Source organism: Spirosoma sp. KNUC1025 (genome assembly GCF_045160025.1).
Classification (GTDB): domain Bacteria; phylum Bacteroidota; class Bacteroidia; order Cytophagales; family Spirosomataceae; genus Spirosoma.
Window position 1 is genome coordinate 6,295,781 of the sequence record NZ_CP087139.1, and the last position, 17,195, is coordinate 6,312,975.

Sequence of the window (17,195 nt, forward strand, 5' to 3'; positions counted from 1 at the left end):
CCCATACGGGATCCGGCAAGTTGTATCAGCGCATAATTTTGCGGCCCAGCCGATGGTAAAATGGAGTTTTACTAGCTGCGTTTTTGGGTTGATAATTGCCCGTAACGAGCGGGATGTACATAACCCGCCGACGGCTCTCAGCACCCAGATTCGGCGACTGCTCGACCCGGTGCCACAAACTGCCGTTATGAATGGTCAGGTCGCCCGCTTCGATATCGAACCCAACTTCACGCGGATCGGGCCGATGATCGATAAACTGCCGTTTCCGGAATAAGGTCAGTAAAGTGTTCTGCTTATGCGTTCCGGGCAACACCCGCAATCCTCCGTTGGTTTGGGGGCAGTCATCCAGGTGCAGCCCGACATTCAACATGGGGCGGATGCGATGACCCAGAAACAGATCGCGGGGGCTATCGGTATGCCACCCCATCCGCGAAAAATTGCTCTCGGGCGTACGAACGTAGTGGTTCACGACCAGCCCATCTTTTTCTTCCTCGCCAATACGTCCCTCATACGGCTGTAGCAATTGCGTAAGCACTTTAAGGCGCTCATCCTGCAAAAATTCATGCAGCACAGGGCTGAACAAAGAGGCAAAGGCAAACCGCTGGACGATTGGCTGGCCATGCTCATCACGGCCGTACTTAATGGGTGTACCATTGATTTTATCGACATTCTCGGCAATCCAGTTGGCCTCAATTCGCTGTAGCTCGCTCAGAAAGAGCTGAACAACATCCCGGTCAACGAAGCCCTTAATGTGGAGAAAGCCATTTTTTTCAAAGAAAGCCGTTTGATCCGGACTCAGTACCAAAGAAGATTGAACGGCTGTTGGATTTTCTGCAACTATCATCGCTGTATACATTAAGCTTTAAAAATACTTACTATACAGATTAAGTATAGTATTTAAGTTTATGAAAAAGCAAACAATTGTTTGCCCGAAAAAACAGATTACAAGGTGATTAGGTAATGAGCGGGCTGGTGATCAATGGATGCATAAAAAGCATACTGCCCTACCCTAAGTTAGCATCGACAACACATACCCATCATCGTATTAAGGATGAGGGTTTCAGCAGTACGATTGGCGTACCTGGCGTTTTGCGTGTGTTGGTCGAATTTCATATATGTGTACTGGACTTTTTCAATAACCTCCTAATTCAATAGACAAAGGTGAATAGTGATTTTTACATTTCCAAATTTTTTAATCTCAAACCTAAATTGTGTAGTAGATACATGATAATTTTTACTTTATGATTTTCAACTAATGGGGAATAAATTGTTCTATTCGAATATACACCCAAACTACCCATCTTATAATGAAACACACTTTACGAACAAGGATTAGCGCCTGGGGTCTTTTGCTATGGGCAGCTTTTCTACTCACACTCACTGCCCAGGCGCAGGATCGCCGGGTAACAGGCAAGGTTATTTCCAGTAAAGACCAGCAGGCTATTCCAGGGGTAAATATCCTGGTCAGGAACACCCAGTTGGGAACCACCACCGACGGCAATGGGAATTTTACCCTGAACGTATCAGCCAATTCAACGCTGGTTTTCAGCGCCATTGGCTTTGCCGGCCAAACGCTTGACATCGGCAATCAGACCCAGCTAACCATTACGCTACAGGAAGCGGAACAGAACCTGGGGGAAGTTGTGGTTACGGCGCTTGGTATCAAAAAAGAAGCCAAGCGACTTGGCTATGCTACCGCTATTGTAAATCCCGAACAGGTAACGACAAACCGTACCGTTAACTTCATGAATGCCCTGCAAGGGAAAATTGCGGGCGTAAACATCAGCAGCCTCGGCACGGGCGCAGCGGGTACGAGTAAAATCCGGATTCGGGGCCAATCGTCATTTTCGGGGCAAAACAGTCCACTTATTGTGGTCAACGGTGTTCCAATCGACAACACCAACTTTGGACAAAACAACGGGAATACAGGCAGCGATAACTCCATTGGTAACCGGAATGGCGACAACTATTCGGATGGTGGGGATGGACTTTCGTCCATTAACCCCGACGATATTGAAGGCATGACCGTATTGAAGGGCGGTACAGCAGCGGCTCTGTACGGCTCACGGGCTAAAGACGGCGCCATTCTGATCACAACAAAAACGAAAGGCAATGGCCAGGGTATTGGGGTGATCTACAATTCAAACTTCACGAGTGACCACCCACTCGATTACACGGATTATCAGTACGAATACGGTCAGGGTGAGTATGGCGTACGCCCAACCGCCCCCAACCCAACGTCGGGCGTGTGGAGCTTTGGCGAGAAGTTTGCCGGACAAACGCAGGTTTTGTTTGGTGGCGTAACGGTGCCGTATCAGCCCGTGCGCAATCGGATTAATACGTTCTATCGCGACGGGTCAACCTGGACAAACTCCATTTCAGTATCGTCGGGCAGCGAGAAGGGCGGCTTCAATCTTTCGGTGGCCAATCTGGACAACAAAGGCATCACCCGCAATAACAGCTACAACCGGAAAACCATCAACCTCGGCTTTAGCTATAACCTTTCGTCCAGATTGACCGTAACGGGAACCATCAACTATTCGAATGAATACAACAAAAACCCACCCCAGATCGCTCAACAGGACAACAGTACGCCTACCGTAATTTATACACTGGCCAACTCCATGCCGCTCGACGTACTGGAAGCGAACCAGATCAACCCGACTACGGGCAATGAGTTTATTTATTCACGGTTCATGAACCGGACGAACCCCTATTTCGTCCTCAATTACAAATTCGAAAACATCCGCCGGGATCGGTTGTTCGGCAATATTTCAGCCCGCTACAACTTCACGGACTGGCTGTATCTACAGGGCCGCGTTGGTCAGGATTACTGGTCGCGCGATCAGGATTATAACTTCCCGACCGGTCAGGCTTCGCTGGCAGCGGCACCCGCCGGATTCGTCAATGGTCGTTACGTACAGGAGTCCCGCCGGTTCCGCGAGTTAAATGCGGACTTCCTGATCGGCGCCAATCGCAAATTTGGCGCTATTGGTGTAGACCTGACACTTGGTGGAAACCAGCTGTATCGCCGGAGCGATCTGAACAGCGTACTGGTTACGGATTTCATTGTGAGAGGCTTGTATGTTCCGCAGAACGGCCGTGTAAAAGACCCGCTTTACGGGCTCAGCGAACGTAAAGTAAACTCGCTCTATGCAGCGGCTGAGTTTTCTTACAAAGACGTATTATTCATAAATGGAACCATCCGTAACGACTGGTTCTCGACGCTTGCCCCAGCCAACCGCAGCATCCTGTATCCATCTGTAACGGGAAGTTTTGTGTTTTCGCAGGCCTTCAATAAGATGCCCGAATGGCTGAACTTCGGTAAGCTCAGAGCGGCTTATGCCGAGGTTGGTAGCGACGGTGACGTAGCGCCTTACTCGAACAACCTGTTCTATGCCGTTGCGGCTAACCTGTTCCCCAATCCGGCCGGAGCTGGCCAGCCTGTGGGCAATATCACGTCGAACACCGTACCGAGTGCTACGCTCAAACCCAGCCGGGTTGCCGAAACCGAAGTTGGCCTGGAGTTGAAACTGTTCAACAGCCGCGTTGGTCTGGATGTGGCTTACTACAACAAGATCACCAGCGATCAGATCGTGGCCGCTCAAACGTCAGATGCATCGGGATATACAAGCACACTGATCAACAGCGGGGAAAGCCGTAACCAGGGTATTGAAGTATTGCTGAATCTGTCGCCAATCCGGACAAAAGATTTCTCCTGGGATGTTACCCTGAACGGGTCATACAACAAAACGAAACTCCTCCGGTTGCTAACCGACGATGATGGAACCCCCGGCAAAGACTATAACAATGACAAGCAGGCCGAACAGATTGTGGTCGGTACCGGTGTTTATGTAGGTGAACTTCGGCAGGTTGTCGGTCAGGAATTGGGCCAGCTTTACACCTATGGATACCTGCGCGATGCACAAGGCCGTATTGTTCACGGAAACGATGGTATCCCCAGCCGGACACCAGCCCCGATTTCGTTTGGCTCAGCGCTACCCAAATACGTAGGCGGTATTACCAACACGTTCAATTTCAAAGGACTTAGCCTATCGGTACTGGTCGACTTCAAGCTGGGTGGTAAAATGATGTCGGGCACGAACCTGAATGCGTTCCGCCACGGATTGCAGAAAGAAACCCTGGTAGGCCGGGGTGAGCAGGACAATAAAATGGTGGGTGTGGGCGTCAACGACAAAGGGGAAGTCAACGCTGTTCGGGCGTTTGTGCAGGACTACTATTCGGTGGGCCGTTCGAAAAGCCTCGGCGAGCAGGTTATTTATGATGCTGGTTTCTGGAAACTGCGTCAGATCAGCCTGGGCTACGATTTCACCCGGTTCCTGCCCAAATCGCTGTTCATCAAAGGCATTCGCGTCAGTGCTGTAGCGAACAACGTAGCGATTCTCAAAAAATGGGTACCCAATATCGATCCTGAGCAATTTGGCTTCAGCTCCGACAACCTCGTAGGGCTGGAATCAACGGGTCTGCCTACCACACGTAGCATTGGTTTCAACTTAAATGTTCGGTTCTAAAAAGGCTTGGGTGTGTGGCTGATGCTTACTTCCATACACCAAAGCCTCAACTCTTTACCCATGAAAAAGACATTATTTTATATACCTCTGGTAGCGGCCCTGGTCAGCCTAAGCGGCTGCGAAAACGGATTCGACCAGTTGAACACAAACCCAACGGCAGCCACGGCGCTGAATCCGGTCTTCACGTTTAACAACGCGATTGTCAATACGTCCTACCCCTCGCAGATACTGATTTTTGAGGAGCCGATTGTACAGCAGATGTTTTCGCCGAACTCCGGGATTCTGTCTGGTGGGAATTTCAACATCGATAACCGCGGATCGGCCGGGGCCAACGCTGCCCTCTGGCAGCGGTATTACCGCGATAACGTCCGCTACCTGGTCGATGTTCTGGCCAAAACGAAATCGGATGCCAGCCGGAGCAACCTGTACAATATGGCTCGAATCTGGAAAGCGTACGTATCAATGGTACTGACCGATACGTATGGCGACATTCCTTACACCGAAGCCGGGTTGGGGTACTTAAACTCAAACATCCGGCCGAAATACGACACGCAGGAGAGTATCTATAATGATATTCTCAAAGAGCTTCCCGAAGCCGCAGCCGCCCTGGATGCGACCAAGCCCACGGAAGCCGGTGAAATTATGTTCGGTGGCGATATTTCCAAATGGAAAAAATTCAGCTATTCAGTTCTGCTGCGGGCCGGTATGCGTCTGGTTAAGGTGAACCCTACACTGGCACAGTCGACCGTTCAGAAAGCCGTAGCGGGTGGACTTATGCAGTCGAATGCCGACAACGCTGCGGTTCGCAACAACGCCAACTACCAGAACCCGGTTGGCACTACGCTCAACTCAACCGAAGCGGCCAACTATTACCTGACGAAAAACTTTGTTGATTATCTGAAAACAAACTCCGATCCCCGATTGACGGCGATTGCTGTGCGTTACGTTGGCGCTAAGAGCGGACCCGAGCAAACGGCGGCTAAGGCCAGCAAAGATCCCGCTGTACAAATCGGGATGCCCCTGGGATATGACAATGGGACAATACCAGCGCGGGCTACCGCCGATGGACTGGCCAGTTTTTACGATTATTCACAACTGGACCGGACCCGTATGGGCGGCTTAACGGCTCCTACATTTCTGGTTACGTATGCCCAGACGCAGCTACTGCTTGCCGAAGCCGTTCAACGGGGCTGGACAACGGGCAATGCAGCTGATTTTTACAACGCAGGCGTAACGGCTCACATGAAACAGCTTGCCGATTACGGGACAACCACAGTTATAGCTGACGCCGATATTGCTACGTATTTGCAGAAAAATCCATACGATGCGGCCAAAGCGCTGGAGCTGATCAACACGCAGTATTGGGTAGCTTCGTTCCTGAATGGGCCGGAAGCGTTTGCCAATTTCCGCCGGAGTGGTTACCCCGCACTGACGCCTAACCCCTATCCGGGAAAGGAAATCAAGGGCAACTTCATTAACCGGCTCAGTTACCCTGACTCAGAAATCTCGGTCAACCAGCAACAGGTTAACCAGGCCATTACCCGGCAGGGACCAGATAACCTGGACACCCGCGTTTGGTGGGACAAGCAGTAAGCCAAACATTATTTGCCAACAAACAAGCCCGGCCCGATGGCCGGGCTTGTTTATTTTGGTCAAGTGCGGAGCCGCCGTTTATTTCATTGTAAAACCACTTGTGTAATGTGTATTGCCTAGTACTTTACATTACCTACCTTCATTTTGAAAATGTAGATGGGCAATGGTAGCAACAAAAACAGCTTCGTTTCTAAGGCAAAGATTCTGGTTTCCCGGCCGTTGGATAGGCGGAACGTCCTTGATAATCGGACCTATTCTTCTTCTGGCAGGAGGTTTGCTCCGCATTCAGTTCCATTTTTTCTTTCCTGAACAGCTGAGAGCTTATCATGAACATCCTGATCTCATAACTACCTCCTACAGCCTGTTTCTGGCCGGAAACATCCTACTGTGGCCAGCTATTATTACCCTGGTCAACCTGGTTGGCCAAACAAGACCTGGCTGGGCGCTTTGGGGTGGAACGTTCGTGATAATGGGACTGTTTGCCCGCACATTTCACTATGGCATTAATCATCTGGCCTTTCAGCTTGTTCGGGTGCAAAACCTGACACAGGCCACAAAGGCTGTTGCGGATTCGTATGGTGCTTTTCACATCGTGGCCATACTCTTCGGCAGCCATCTTTTTCGGCTGGACGATACTCGCAATCGGCGCTTACCTTTCCGGCGTTATGAACCTGGTTCGTTCCATTGCGCTGAGCATGATGTCGGGACTAATGCTTGGCGTACTGAAAGGTAGTTCGCTGGTAGCGATTCTGGCTACGGTGGGCCTGTGTATAGCGCTGATCCCGCTGGGTGTTCAGGTACTACGTAGCGGACCCACACCAGGCTTTCGACGTGTAGTGGGCTGGTCTGCATTAATGGCCGGATTACTGGCCGCTATGTATTTTTTAGGCCAGGCAGGTTAACCCTTTTAGTCCCTCTTATCGTTCAAATAATACGTCGGCAAAGTAGCCTTTGCAATCCGTAAACCAGCCCGCTACGCTGAAACCGGTTGCCTGAGCCAGTTCTTCGATCTGGAATCGGGTAAACTTGCGGGAAATTTCCGTGTGAATGATTTCTCCGTACTGAAACGGTACGTCCATGTCCAGCGCATCAATCCGAACCAGCTGTGCTTTCTGACTAACCAGATACGACCTTGCTTCCCCCGTTTCGGGATTGTACAGTTCATAATGATCGAAAGCGGCCAGATCGAAATTGGCGTCGAGTTCACGATTGATACGTCGGAGCAGATTCAGATTAAACGCCCGCGTCAGTCCCTGCCGGTCGTTGTAGGCGGTATGGATAATGGCCGGATGTTTCTGTAAATCAAAACCCGTTAGCACCACATCACCCGGCTGAAGCCGATCGTATAGCTGCCGGTAAAAATCCAGGGTTTCTTCGGGCGTGAAATTGCCAATATTCGACCCAAGGAACAGCACGACCCGCCGAGGGCTCGCTGGTTGATCGGTGGTTTCTTCGGACAGGTGTTCAAGTGCTCTGAAATAATCCTCATGGCGGGGGTTGAGCCGCAAATCCGGCCATTTCTGATGGATACCCACGACTAATTCCTCAAGGGCAGCGGCAGAAATATCAACCGGTGCATACGTAAAATCGGCGTGTTGGTCAGCGAAGTAGCCGAGTAGAATTTTCGTTTTCAGCCCATCGCCCGCGCCTAGCTCCACCAGATCAAACGGCCGATTGTTCGTCGTTACGTACCGTAGCAAATCGGCCTTGTACGTATCCAGAATTTCGTATTCCGAACGAGTCAGATAATAATCCGGCGACCGCATAATTTCCGCAAAAATCCGGCTCCCCTCCGCATCGTAAAAAAAACGCGACGACAACCGTTTGGGGGTCTGCTGCAAACCAACCTGCACTTCATTGGCCAGTGGTGAGGATGCAGGGGGCAAAGGGCCTGATGCCTGGGGTAACGTATCAACATCATTGACTCCTTCCTCTGTGCCCCTTGCTCCAGGTTCCGCGCTCCAGGCTCCCTGCTCTACATATTCTCCACCAGCCGTATTCCTGTAAATTGCCATCGTTTGTCAGGTTGAAAAAAGTTGCGATACGTCGGACGGGAATGCCCCTCGGGTGTAGCTACCGAAGCCCCACGCAGCACCATTTGTCCACTCATGAATTTTCCATTGTATTCGCCAACGGCTCCATCGGCGGTTGTAAAACCCGGGTAAGGCAAGTAAGCCGAGTTCGTCCACTCCCAGCGCGAACCCCAGTTCAGTTGATCGGCGGCTGCTTCCCACTCAAACTCCGTTGGCAGACGTTTACCCCGCCAGCGGGCGAAGGCATCGGCCTCGTACTGACTGACGTGACAAACCGGTGCACTAGTATCAACAGGCTGTAGGCCATCGAATGTATAATTCCACCACGTACCGTCAATTTGGTGCCAGTACATCGGCGCCTGAATCTGGTTTGCCTGAACCCACGCCCAGCCGTCGGAAAGCCAGTGCCGGAAATGCTGGTAACCGCCTGCATTGATAAATTCCAGAAACTCACCATTGGTAATCAGGTTCCCCGAAAGCGTTGTATCATTCAGATAAACTTTGTGGACGCCCAGTTCATTATCGAAGCAAAACGACTCTGCATTTCGGCTGGATGCCCACTGAAAACCAATGGTGTAAATGCCTTCGGGTATACGTACTGACTCCCGGCTGCTCTGCAATGCCATCCGGTTTTCCAGCTCTGTCACAGCGGGCATAGGGATAACCGGCAGTAGCGGATTATGGCCTAGAATGTATTTGATGTCGGTGATGAGCAATTCCTGATGCTGTTGCTCGTGATTCAGACCAAGCAGAATCAGGGCATACAGCTCATCGGAGAGGTAGGCAGTATCCAGAAACCGACTCATCTGCTCGTCTACGTAAGAACGGTACGCATATACGCCAGCTACCGTCGGCCGACTAAGGTTACCCCGGTCGGTACGTAACACCCGTTTGCCAACGGTTTCATAATAGCTATTAAATACGTAGCTGAAATCTTCGTGAAAAATGCGGTAATCAGGCGCGTTAGGCACCAGAACGAATGTTTCCCAAAACCAGGTTGTATGTCCCAGGTGCCATTTGGGCGGACTAACATCCACGACGGGCTGCACAACGTAGTCTTCCGTTTCAAGCCCTGCACATATGGCTTCAGAATGTGCCCTTACACGAAGATATTGTTGGGTAAGTGTTTGTTCAGCGATCATTCAGATTAATAATTTACGGTATTCGATTTGCGGTAGCTGACGCAAAACCGAATACCGTAAATAGTAAACCAGAATATGTACTCCTTGTTTAGTACGTCACCATTTGCTCATCAACGAAACACCAGAGCCACCGCTCGCCCGGTTCGGCTGACGCGACAACCGGATGCTCGCTCCGATGAAAATGTTTGGTTGCATGTTTATTGGGCGATGAGTCGCAACAGAGCGTAACGCCACAGGTTTGGCAAGTGCGCAGATGTACCCACGAGCTGCCGGTTTTGACGCATTCTTCACAAACGTACTCTGTAGCCGTACGCAATTCTGTCAGGTTGGCGAGGTGTTCGCAAATGGTTTGTTTAAGCATAGTAATGAGGAAGGAAATCGGCAATCATTGAATTGTGATCTCAGAGACTGTCTAACATTATACTTTAGAGCTAATCTTATCAGGGTTTTGACAAACGGGGCATACTTGCGTTGTAGCTAGCTTTTTACCCCTAGATCCCCTGAAGGTGACTTTTTTCAAATTCGAATTCAGGGGATTTAGGGGTAAAAAGGCAAACCTGTATTAGTTTTCTGCCAGGTATTTATGAACGAAACTTACGGCCATAGCTCCTTCGCCCACGGCCGATGCGACTCGGTTCATCGCTCCGGCACGAACATCGCCAGCCGCAAAAATACCCGCACTACACGTTTCGAGGGCAAACGGCTCCCGGTTATAGCGCCAGACTTTTTTGAAGTCGGCATACTTAGCCAGATCACGACCTGTAGCAATAAACCCTTTGGGGTCTTTGATAATGTCCATTTCGATCCAATCGGTGAACGGTTTGGTACCGATAAAAACGAATAGCCCGGCTGCCTGAACGGTTTTCCGCTCTTTCGTGTCCATATTTTCCAGAACCAGACATTCCATCCGTTCCTTACCCAGGGCTTCTACAACTTCGGTGCAACCCAGTACGGTGATGTTTGGCGTGTTCGCAATCTGATCGATCAAATATTGCGACATGGTTTCGGTCAGATCCGAACGGCGAACGCAGATAAACACATCGGAGGCTGTTCGGGAGAGATACATGGCTCCCTGCCCGGCCGAATTTCCACCACCAACAATGTACACCGGTTTACCTTTGAAGGCATAGGCTTCAGTAGTAGCGGCACCGTAGTAAACGCCCGCTCCAGTGAATTTGTCCAGGCTTTCGTTTTCCAGTTTATGGTAAGCCACACCCGTACTCAGAATAACCGCCCGCGTAACAACTTCGCTGCCGTCGGCCATACTGATGTGCTTGTACTGCCCCTGCGACCGAATGGAAATTACCTCCTGTGGTGCTAAAAATTCGACACCAAAACGCTGCGCCTGACTAATAGCGCGTCGGGTCAGATCGGCTCCGCTTAAGCCACTGGGGAACCCAAGGTAGTTTTCAATCCGCGAACTTGTGCCAGCCTGACCACCGGGCGCCCGTTTGTCGATCATAATGGTTTTCAACCCTTCTGAGCCACCGTAAACGGCAGCTGCCAGTCCGGCAGGGCCAGCGCCAATAATTGCCAGATCATACAGACTTTGGGATGCTTTAGGCTTCAGCCCCAGTTTTTCGCCCAGATCGCTGAGCTTAGGTTGAAGCAGTAGCTTTCCATCTTCAAGAATTACGGCTGGCAGGTCTTTGTTCGTTGCCCCGTGCAATTCAAGCAATTCCTGCGCAGCGGGGTCACTTTCAATATCGAGCCACCGATACGGGAATAGATTACCCGCCAGAAAATCCTTTAACTCATGGGAGCGCGGTGAAAACTGGTAGCCAATCAGTTTTAGCCCATCATGACCGGGCCGATAATCCGATTGCCAGTCGTCGAGTAAGTCATCAAGAACCGGGTACAGTTTTTCTTCGGGCGGGTCCCAGGGTTTGGCAATATAATAATCGAGCTGAACCTCGTTGATAGCCCGGACAGCCGCATCGATGTCGGAGTAAGCCGTCAGCAAAGCGCGTTTGGCATTGGGGTATACCTTGCGGGCCTCCGTCAGAAACTCAACGCCCGTCATGTCGGGCATCCGCTGATCCGACAGGAAAAGAGCGACTTCCTCGCCCTGCTTCTTCAGCTCAGGCAGCGAATCGAGTGCTTCCCTGGCCGAACTGGTGGCCATAATACGGTATTTCCGTCTGTACTGCTGCCGCAAATCATGCTGAATAGCTTTCAATACCTGCGGGTCGTCGTCAATGGAGAAAATTATAGGAAGACGCATAGTTTGAATGATTGAATTGTTGAATGATTGAGTTGTTGAATGAAGAGCTACAGGCTTGTAATTCACTCATTCGACAATTCAATCATTCGACAGGGAGACACACACTGAATTCAGTATGGCCGGGTTTTGAATTAACCTTTATGGAACCATTATGGTGCTTGATCACACCGTGTACAATATCCAGGCCAAGACCGGTGCCTTTGCCAATAGGCTTTGTGGTAAAGAAGGGTTCAAAGATTTTGTCCTGAATATCAGCAGGAATTCCCGGACCGTTATCAACTATTCTGGTCAGTACAAACTCCAGTCCTTCTGCCTGATGATCAGTTTCGCTGGAGATCTCCAGTTTTCCGCCATCGGGCAGGGCATCGATGGCATTGTCGATCAGATTGGTCCATACTTGGTTCAGCTCGCCGGGCCACCCACAAACAGCTGGCAAATCGCTGGGGATGCTGATCGTCAGATCAATATGTTTGCTTTTTACTTTATGGTCCAGCAGCGTTACCGTACTGCGAATTCCTTCGCCAAGCTGCACGGCTTCTTTGCCGCCCCCCGATCCATGTGGGTATAATTCTTGATGGAACCGACCAGCGTAGCAATACGTTTAGAAGCTTCGCTGATATCCAGCACCAGCTTTTCGGTTACCAGATTATTGACAATCCAGTTCACTACGCCTTCCAGGTTCTCATCCCCGATTTTTTCCAGCAGCCAGTCCAGATCATCGACCGACATACCAAAATCAACCAATGGCCCTGCCAGGTCCAGACTATCATCAACGCCGTGATCGTCGAGCCAATCGGTCAGTTCATCTTCCCGGCTACTCCGTTCAAGCAGCGTCAGTTGTTTTTTGGCGCTACCGGCCAGCTGCTCGTCTACCTTTCCGAAAAACACGGCCCCTACAGAATCAACCTGCTCCTCATCCAGTTTCAGCTCCATTACGGTTTTAAACGCTTCAGGGGTAGCCCGGAGGTGATTTTTGAGCGTATCGACCGAGCGCACAACGGCAGCTACCGGATTGTTTAACTCGTGAGCAAGGCCAGCCGATAAGCGCCCCAGCGACGCCATTTTTTCGGTTTGCTGAGTCATTTTTGTGAAATCCCGGATTCGGGTAGTCATCTGATGCACAAAGGCTTCCGTTAGCTCATAGCAGGAGTCGATCAGTTCCCGCAAATGATCCCGATGCAACCGAAGCGTTCGGGCTTTTTTCTCAACAACCAGCCGGTTGGGAATGCTTTTCATCCGCGAAAACGGCAGTAAACCCAGAATCGAGTGCGGATCGTAGCTGATAATTTCATCGCCGGACCCATTGGCGCCTGTATCGACGCGGATACGGCCTTCCAGTAACAGAATCAAATAATCGACCTGTTCGTTGGGTTTGTAAATAACAGACTCGGCCGGAAACGTTATTTCTTCAGCACGGTCAATAAACCATTGAAGTTGATCATCAGGAACTTGTTCAAAAGCAGGAAATAAGCGGAGGTTTTCTAGTAAATTCATGTTGACGGAAAGAGGATAGCCTTCAAATAGCCGGACGACTAACTAAATATACACGCTATTCGTTACAGAACGCATACAGGCTCCTCTGAACTTCCCGAAGCTTCCAAAATTGATGGCTTCAATACAACCTACATACATGCGAGCGACCTTAATTTTATTCTGTATGATGGCTTTCGCCTTCCGGCCCCACCCGGGTGGCCCCGACAAACCGGCTTATCGGCTCTATACGCCTGAGCTAAAGGCCACTACGTATGCGAAATTAGTACGTCAGGCTACGGATGCTGACGTTGTTCTGTTCGGTGAACTGCACAATAATCCGATCTGCCACTGGCTGGAACTGCGCCTGACGAAAGACTTACAGGCTGAAAAGAAAGGAAATCTGGTGCTGGGTGCGGAGATGTTTGAAACGGACAATCAAACGGCACTGAGCGATTACGTACAGGGACGTACCACAGGGAAAGAACTGGCGGATCAGGCCCGGCTCTGGCCAAATTTCAATACTGATTACAAGCCGATTGCTGACTTCGCCCGCGAACAGCGCATCCCCTTCGTGGCGACTAACGTACCGCGTCGGTATGCCCGGCAGGTATCGCGGCAGGGGCTGGCTTCACTTGACACGCTTTCGGCCGAAGCAAAAGGACAAATCGTCCCCCTACCCCTTACGGTCGATCTGACACTCCCCGGTTATCAGGCGATGATAAAAATGATGTCGGAGTCGTCGCATGGCGGAAATACTGGTTCATCGCCTGCAAATCCACATGGCGCCAACACCGACATGACTGCCAATTTTGCCCGTGCTCAGGCCATTAAAGATGCCACAATGGCGTATTTCATTCTGCAGAACCTAAAGCCGGGCCAAACGATGCTCCATTTTAATGGAGACTACCATTCGAAAAATTTCGAGGGGATTGTCTGGTATCTGCGCAAACAACGGCCCGACCTGAAAATCGTTACGCTTTCATCGGTAGAAATTCCTGACCCCGATCACCCCGCTCGTGAAAATCAACATCTTGCTGATTTTGTGCTGGCCATTCCCGACGACATGACCAAAACGTATTGATTTCAAGTCTGTTTTACCCCCGTCCCCTGAAAGGAAAGTTCTCCAAGACTGGATTGCTCCTCCTTCAGAGGGCCGGGGGGTGAAACAGATTAGAAAAGAAATTGCTTTTATAAAGCGTCAGGTGAAGTCCTGATTACAACAGGCTACAGTCAATCCTTTCTTCGTAAATAAACGTTGTTGCTGATCGATTCCAGACGCACATTGGGCCCGCCACCGTTAACGGTACCTTCCAGCAGGTAGCCAACAATTGGGTTCTTTTCTTTTTTCGTCTTGAAATCAATGTCCAGGTCCGAATACACCTCGCCTGTAATGGTTTGCATGGCCAGATTTACGCCTTTCGATTTTGGCCAGCTCATATCGACGTATCCGCTAATGGTTTTTGCAAAAACCGGCCCGTTTGCTCCCTGAATGTCGATGTTGCCATTGATGGTTTCCACTTTCAACTGTGCCTGTCGGGGAACGAATACCTGGTAATTGATCTCGCTGCAAATCGTGTATCCTTTACCGTCGCGATCCGTGTGCATCGAATGATACCTCTTGTCGGGACAATCTGCGTCTTTGCCTTGCTTAATAAGTTCTTTGTCGAAATCCGTTTTTACACTGACTTCTTTATCTGTTGACCCAGTCGTTACGGTCAGGGCATCGTTCAATTTCCCGCTATTGATTGTGACCGCAATACGTACCGATACGTTTGGTTTGTCCCAGTAGCGAACCTGGATGCTGTCAGCAAATTTCAGATTCAGATTAACGAGCTGACCGGCCGTAACGGGCAACGATTTTTCGATGATTTTCTGCGCAAACGCCGGGCGAAGCAACAGACTCAGAAAGAGGAGGAATACACTGATTTTCATGGGAGTAGGATGAGGAAAGATGCTCATTTTTGCTTGCGGATATAGATATTGCTGTTGATCGTCTTGAGTTGTATTTCGACGCCACCGCCGTTCGTCGATCCGTCGATGTTTCGCCCGCCACCTACTTTTGCCATGCCGTCTTTGGTGTTTTTTACGCCCAGATCGAAGTCGGTATACATTTCGCCCTGAATGGAACTTAGTTTCAGATTGGCTTTGGCATTGGCCGGGAGCGTAATGTCGATTGGCCCGTTGATCGTGGAAATTGCGGTCGGCTTTTCCTGGCTTAGGCCGGAATAAACAATGTTCACTTCGCCATTGATCGTATTCGCAACCACCGGACCCATTACGTTGTTGAGATCAATTGCCGAGTTGTTAGTACGAATTTCCAGGTCGCCATCCATGTTGCTTATGGTAATTTTTGACCCGTGCCAATTTGTTTCCTGGTACAAAATCGCCACTTTGCGGGGCAGTTTGATCGTGTAATTGATCTGCTTGCGAGCCGCTTTTTCGATTTTTAGCCCGCCACTTTCCTGCGTTACAGCTAACCCGATACCCGAATTATCGACGGCCGTGTTGTAAATCGGTTTCAGACCCTTTGCCCGTTCGGGCGGAGCTTCATAGCCCGAGGATGCCTGAATAATAACTTCATCGCCGTTGTAGCCTTCAATTTTGAGCTGGGAAGCGTCCATCTCAATCGTGACTTTACGGTCTTTCGAGTTAGTCAGTTTGGTTTTGTAATCCTGTGCCCTGGCCGTGCTTAGGCACCACGCCAGGCCGAAGCCCAGCAGAAGGAATTTTTTCATGAATGGATATTGAGTTAAATTAATAAGTGGTACTGCGTGAATTATTCTGTTTATGAAGGTGAATTTTTGCCATGAATCAGGCTGTTTGCGCCTTCTTCGGCCTTTAGCCGCACCACGTCCAGTGCCTGCTGATTCTGCGCCAGTCGCTGCATTTCCTCCACGGCACGTTTTTCCTTGATAGCCACAAGCACTTCGATGAGCGTAATCTGCACGTTGGGGTCGGTCTGTATTTTCAGTGATTGAATGAGTCCATCTCGCACACTCGGCTCATTTTCGAAGTGAGCCAACGCCTGACAGGCAGCCAGCCGTACGTTCACATTCGCATCGAAATTCAGCGTATTTATCAGCAGTTGCGTAATATCCTGATCGGCATGTGTGAGTTCATAACTCTGATTAATGGCCTGAATCCGGTCGCTGGCCGACGTTTTGGGATGATGCTCGAACGCCAGTATTTTTTTCATTTCCTGCATCGGTATTACGTCATTGGCCGCTACGTTCGGGGGTAGCCCATTGTCTGTTTTCGAGTGCCATTGGTCGTAGAACCGTCCGCCTGCAAATCCGACGAGCAACAGCGCCACACCGGCTGCCAGACGCATGCTCCAGGATGTTAGCCGAATAATCCGGGCTGGTTCAGGGGCGTTTAGCTTGTTTGCCAGCTGGTTAAGAGCCGCAGTTGACGGATGCTGAGTCCGCAGGTTGGCAAAATAGCGAAACTGCTCAGCATGAGGCTGTAGATGCGTTGGTATGGTTTCCTGCTGAAAGTAATTACGGAGTTGCTTTTCTTCAGCCAGTGAGGTTTCGCCCTCGTAATATTTTTCCAGCAGCTTTTCAATGTCCTGCTTCATAGTCGTTCGCTTTTACATAATTATCCCGCAGTCGTTGGCGGGCCCGCGACAAAATCACCCGAATGTTATTGACACTCAGTCCGGTTATCTGTTCAATCTCTTCGAATGAGTATTCCTCCACGTCGCGCAGGTGAAGAATCAGCTTCTGCTGGTCGGGCATGGCATCAATCAAATTGCGAATCAGCTCGGCACTGTCGGCAAATTCAACCTGCTGATAAGGCGAAATACTGGCAGCGTGCAGACTCTGCATATCGGTCTCATCCGTGGTTTTCTGTTTATTGTGAGCCTTAAGTTTATCGAGGCACAGGTTTTTGGTCATCTGCACAGCCAGTGCTTCGACGCTGTGGTACGCATCCAGCTGCTGCCGATTTGTCCAGAGCCTGAGTAACACATCCTGCAAGGCATCTTCAGCTTCTTCGCGGTTGCGCAGAAACAGCTGAGCCAGCCGAAAAAGGCGTCCCTGAACGGGCAGTATGCGTTGCTTAAAGGCTTGTAGATCCATTTCAGTGACAAAGACGACTGAAATCAAAAAACATTACAAGCAGGAAAAAAAAAATTGGAATAGGCTTGTTGCCATGTTATGTATTACGTGAAATCAGCATCGAATTGATCGCGTAG

The 17,195-nt window shown here is 50.2% G+C and carries 15 protein-coding genes; 4 read left to right on the forward strand and 11 right to left on the reverse strand.

Annotation, left to right across the window (positions count from 1 at the left end):
* Positions 1-25 precede the first annotated feature (25 nt).
* The gene (locus LN737_RS27580) at positions 26-844 is read right to left on the reverse strand and encodes a phytanoyl-CoA dioxygenase family protein (protein WP_405513961.1); all 819 of its coding nucleotides are present in this window, start codon (positions 842-844) and stop codon (positions 26-28) included.
* 463 nt (positions 845-1,307) lie between these two features.
* On the opposite strand from LN737_RS27580, the gene LN737_RS27585 reads away from it, so the two are divergent.
* The 3 genes from LN737_RS27585 (at position 1,308) to LN737_RS27595 (ending at position 7,027) form a co-directional block, all read left to right on the forward strand.
* Complete coding sequence (locus LN737_RS27585; RefSeq protein ID WP_405513962.1) at positions 1,308-4,532, forward strand: SusC/RagA family TonB-linked outer membrane protein; 3,225 nt, start codon at positions 1,308-1,310, stop codon at positions 4,530-4,532.
* A gap of 60 nt (positions 4,533-4,592) precedes the next feature.
* Positions 4,593-6,125 (forward strand): SusD/RagB family nutrient-binding outer membrane lipoprotein, encoded by a 1,533-nt coding sequence (locus LN737_RS27590; RefSeq protein WP_405513964.1) that lies wholly within the window; start codon positions 4,593-4,595, stop codon positions 6,123-6,125.
* A gap of 665 nt (positions 6,126-6,790) precedes the next feature.
* A complete protein-coding gene (locus tag LN737_RS27595; protein ID WP_405513966.1) occupies positions 6,791-7,027 on the forward strand; it encodes a hypothetical protein in 237 nt (78 codons plus the stop codon).
* Between the two features lie 15 nt (positions 7,028-7,042).
* Here the strand turns inward: LN737_RS27595 and egtD are convergent, their stop codons facing one another.
* The 6 genes from egtD to LN737_RS27625 form a co-directional block, all read right to left on the reverse strand.
* A complete protein-coding gene (gene egtD / locus LN737_RS27600; RefSeq protein ID WP_405513968.1) occupies positions 7,043-8,140 on the reverse strand; it encodes an L-histidine N(alpha)-methyltransferase in 1,098 nt (365 codons plus the stop codon).
* Complete coding sequence (gene egtB / locus LN737_RS27605) at positions 8,101-9,300, reverse strand: ergothioneine biosynthesis protein EgtB (protein ID WP_405513970.1); 1,200 nt, start codon at positions 9,298-9,300, stop codon at positions 8,101-8,103. The genes egtD and egtB overlap by 40 nt, the downstream gene beginning before the upstream one ends.
* 88 nt (positions 9,301-9,388) lie before the next feature.
* Complete coding sequence (locus LN737_RS27610; protein WP_405513972.1) at positions 9,389-9,661, reverse strand: UBP-type zinc finger domain-containing protein; 273 nt, start codon at positions 9,659-9,661, stop codon at positions 9,389-9,391.
* A gap of 201 nt (positions 9,662-9,862) precedes the next feature.
* Positions 9,863-11,524: an FAD-dependent oxidoreductase gene (locus tag LN737_RS27615; RefSeq protein ID WP_405513974.1), complete on the reverse strand. Its 1,662-nt coding sequence runs from the start codon at positions 11,522-11,524 to the stop codon at positions 9,863-9,865.
* A gap of 82 nt (positions 11,525-11,606) precedes the next feature.
* Complete coding sequence (locus tag LN737_RS27620) at positions 11,607-12,056, reverse strand: sensor histidine kinase (protein WP_405513976.1); 450 nt, start codon at positions 12,054-12,056, stop codon at positions 11,607-11,609.
* Entirely contained in the window at positions 12,023-13,018 is a 996-nt protein-coding gene (locus tag LN737_RS27625) for a Crp/Fnr family transcriptional regulator (RefSeq protein WP_405513978.1), read from the reverse strand. The genes LN737_RS27620 and LN737_RS27625 overlap by 34 nt, the downstream gene beginning before the upstream one ends.
* Before the next feature lie 136 nt (positions 13,019-13,154).
* On the opposite strand from LN737_RS27625, the gene LN737_RS27630 reads away from it, so the two are divergent.
* Positions 13,155-14,078, forward strand: coding sequence for a ChaN family lipoprotein (locus LN737_RS27630; RefSeq protein WP_405513980.1), 924 nt, complete (start codon positions 13,155-13,157; stop codon positions 14,076-14,078).
* A 149-nt stretch (positions 14,079-14,227) separates the two neighbouring features.
* Here the strand turns inward: LN737_RS27630 and LN737_RS27635 are convergent, their stop codons facing one another.
* The 4 genes from LN737_RS27635 to LN737_RS27650 are packed head-to-tail and all read right to left on the reverse strand — an operon-like array spanning position 14,228 to position 17,079.
* Positions 14,228-14,929 (reverse strand): DUF4097 family beta strand repeat-containing protein, encoded by a 702-nt coding sequence (locus LN737_RS27635; protein WP_405513982.1) that lies wholly within the window; start codon positions 14,927-14,929, stop codon positions 14,228-14,230.
* A gap of 23 nt (positions 14,930-14,952) precedes the next feature.
* Entirely contained in the window at positions 14,953-15,732 is a 780-nt protein-coding gene (locus LN737_RS27640) for a hypothetical protein (RefSeq protein ID WP_405513984.1), read from the reverse strand.
* 50 nt (positions 15,733-15,782) lie between these two features.
* Complete coding sequence (locus LN737_RS27645) at positions 15,783-16,577, reverse strand: HEAT repeat domain-containing protein (RefSeq protein ID WP_405513985.1); 795 nt, start codon at positions 16,575-16,577, stop codon at positions 15,783-15,785.
* Positions 16,561-17,079: an RNA polymerase sigma factor gene (locus tag LN737_RS27650; RefSeq protein WP_405513987.1), complete on the reverse strand. Its 519-nt coding sequence runs from the start codon at positions 17,077-17,079 to the stop codon at positions 16,561-16,563. The genes LN737_RS27645 and LN737_RS27650 overlap by 17 nt, the downstream gene beginning before the upstream one ends.
* Positions 17,080-17,195 lie beyond the last annotated feature (116 nt).

Coding starts and splice junctions, on each gene's coding strand:
- LN737_RS27590 (WP_405513964.1), top strand. CDS start 4,593: ATGAAAAAGACATTATTTTATATACCTCTGGTAGCGGCCCTGGTCAGC.
- LN737_RS27630 (WP_405513980.1), top strand. CDS start 13,155: ATGCGAGCGACCTTAATTTTATTCTGTATGATGGCTTTCGCCTTCCGG.
- LN737_RS27595 (WP_405513966.1), top strand. CDS start 6,791: ATGAACCTGGTTCGTTCCATTGCGCTGAGCATGATGTCGGGACTAATG.
- LN737_RS27610 (WP_405513972.1), bottom strand. CDS start 9,661: ATGCTTAAACAAACCATTTGCGAACACCTCGCCAACCTGACAGAATTG.
- LN737_RS27625 (WP_405513978.1), bottom strand. CDS start 13,018: ATGAATTTACTAGAAAACCTCCGCTTATTTCCTGCTTTTGAACAAGTT.
- egtD (WP_405513968.1), bottom strand. CDS start 8,140: ATGGCAATTTACAGGAATACGGCTGGTGGAGAATATGTAGAGCAGGGA.
- egtB (WP_405513970.1), bottom strand. CDS start 9,300: ATGATCGCTGAACAAACACTTACCCAACAATATCTTCGTGTAAGGGCA.
- LN737_RS27650 (WP_405513987.1), bottom strand. CDS start 17,079: ATGGATCTACAAGCCTTTAAGCAACGCATACTGCCCGTTCAGGGACGC.
- LN737_RS27615 (WP_405513974.1), bottom strand. CDS start 11,524: ATGCGTCTTCCTATAATTTTCTCCATTGACGACGACCCGCAGGTATTG.
- LN737_RS27585 (WP_405513962.1), top strand. CDS start 1,308: ATGAAACACACTTTACGAACAAGGATTAGCGCCTGGGGTCTTTTGCTA.
- LN737_RS27640 (WP_405513984.1), bottom strand. CDS start 15,732: ATGAAAAAATTCCTTCTGCTGGGCTTCGGCCTGGCGTGGTGCCTAAGC.
- LN737_RS27645 (WP_405513985.1), bottom strand. CDS start 16,577: ATGAAGCAGGACATTGAAAAGCTGCTGGAAAAATATTACGAGGGCGAA.
- LN737_RS27635 (WP_405513982.1), bottom strand. CDS start 14,929: ATGAAAATCAGTGTATTCCTCCTCTTTCTGAGTCTGTTGCTTCGCCCG.
- LN737_RS27580 (WP_405513961.1), bottom strand. CDS start 844: ATGATAGTTGCAGAAAATCCAACAGCCGTTCAATCTTCTTTGGTACTG.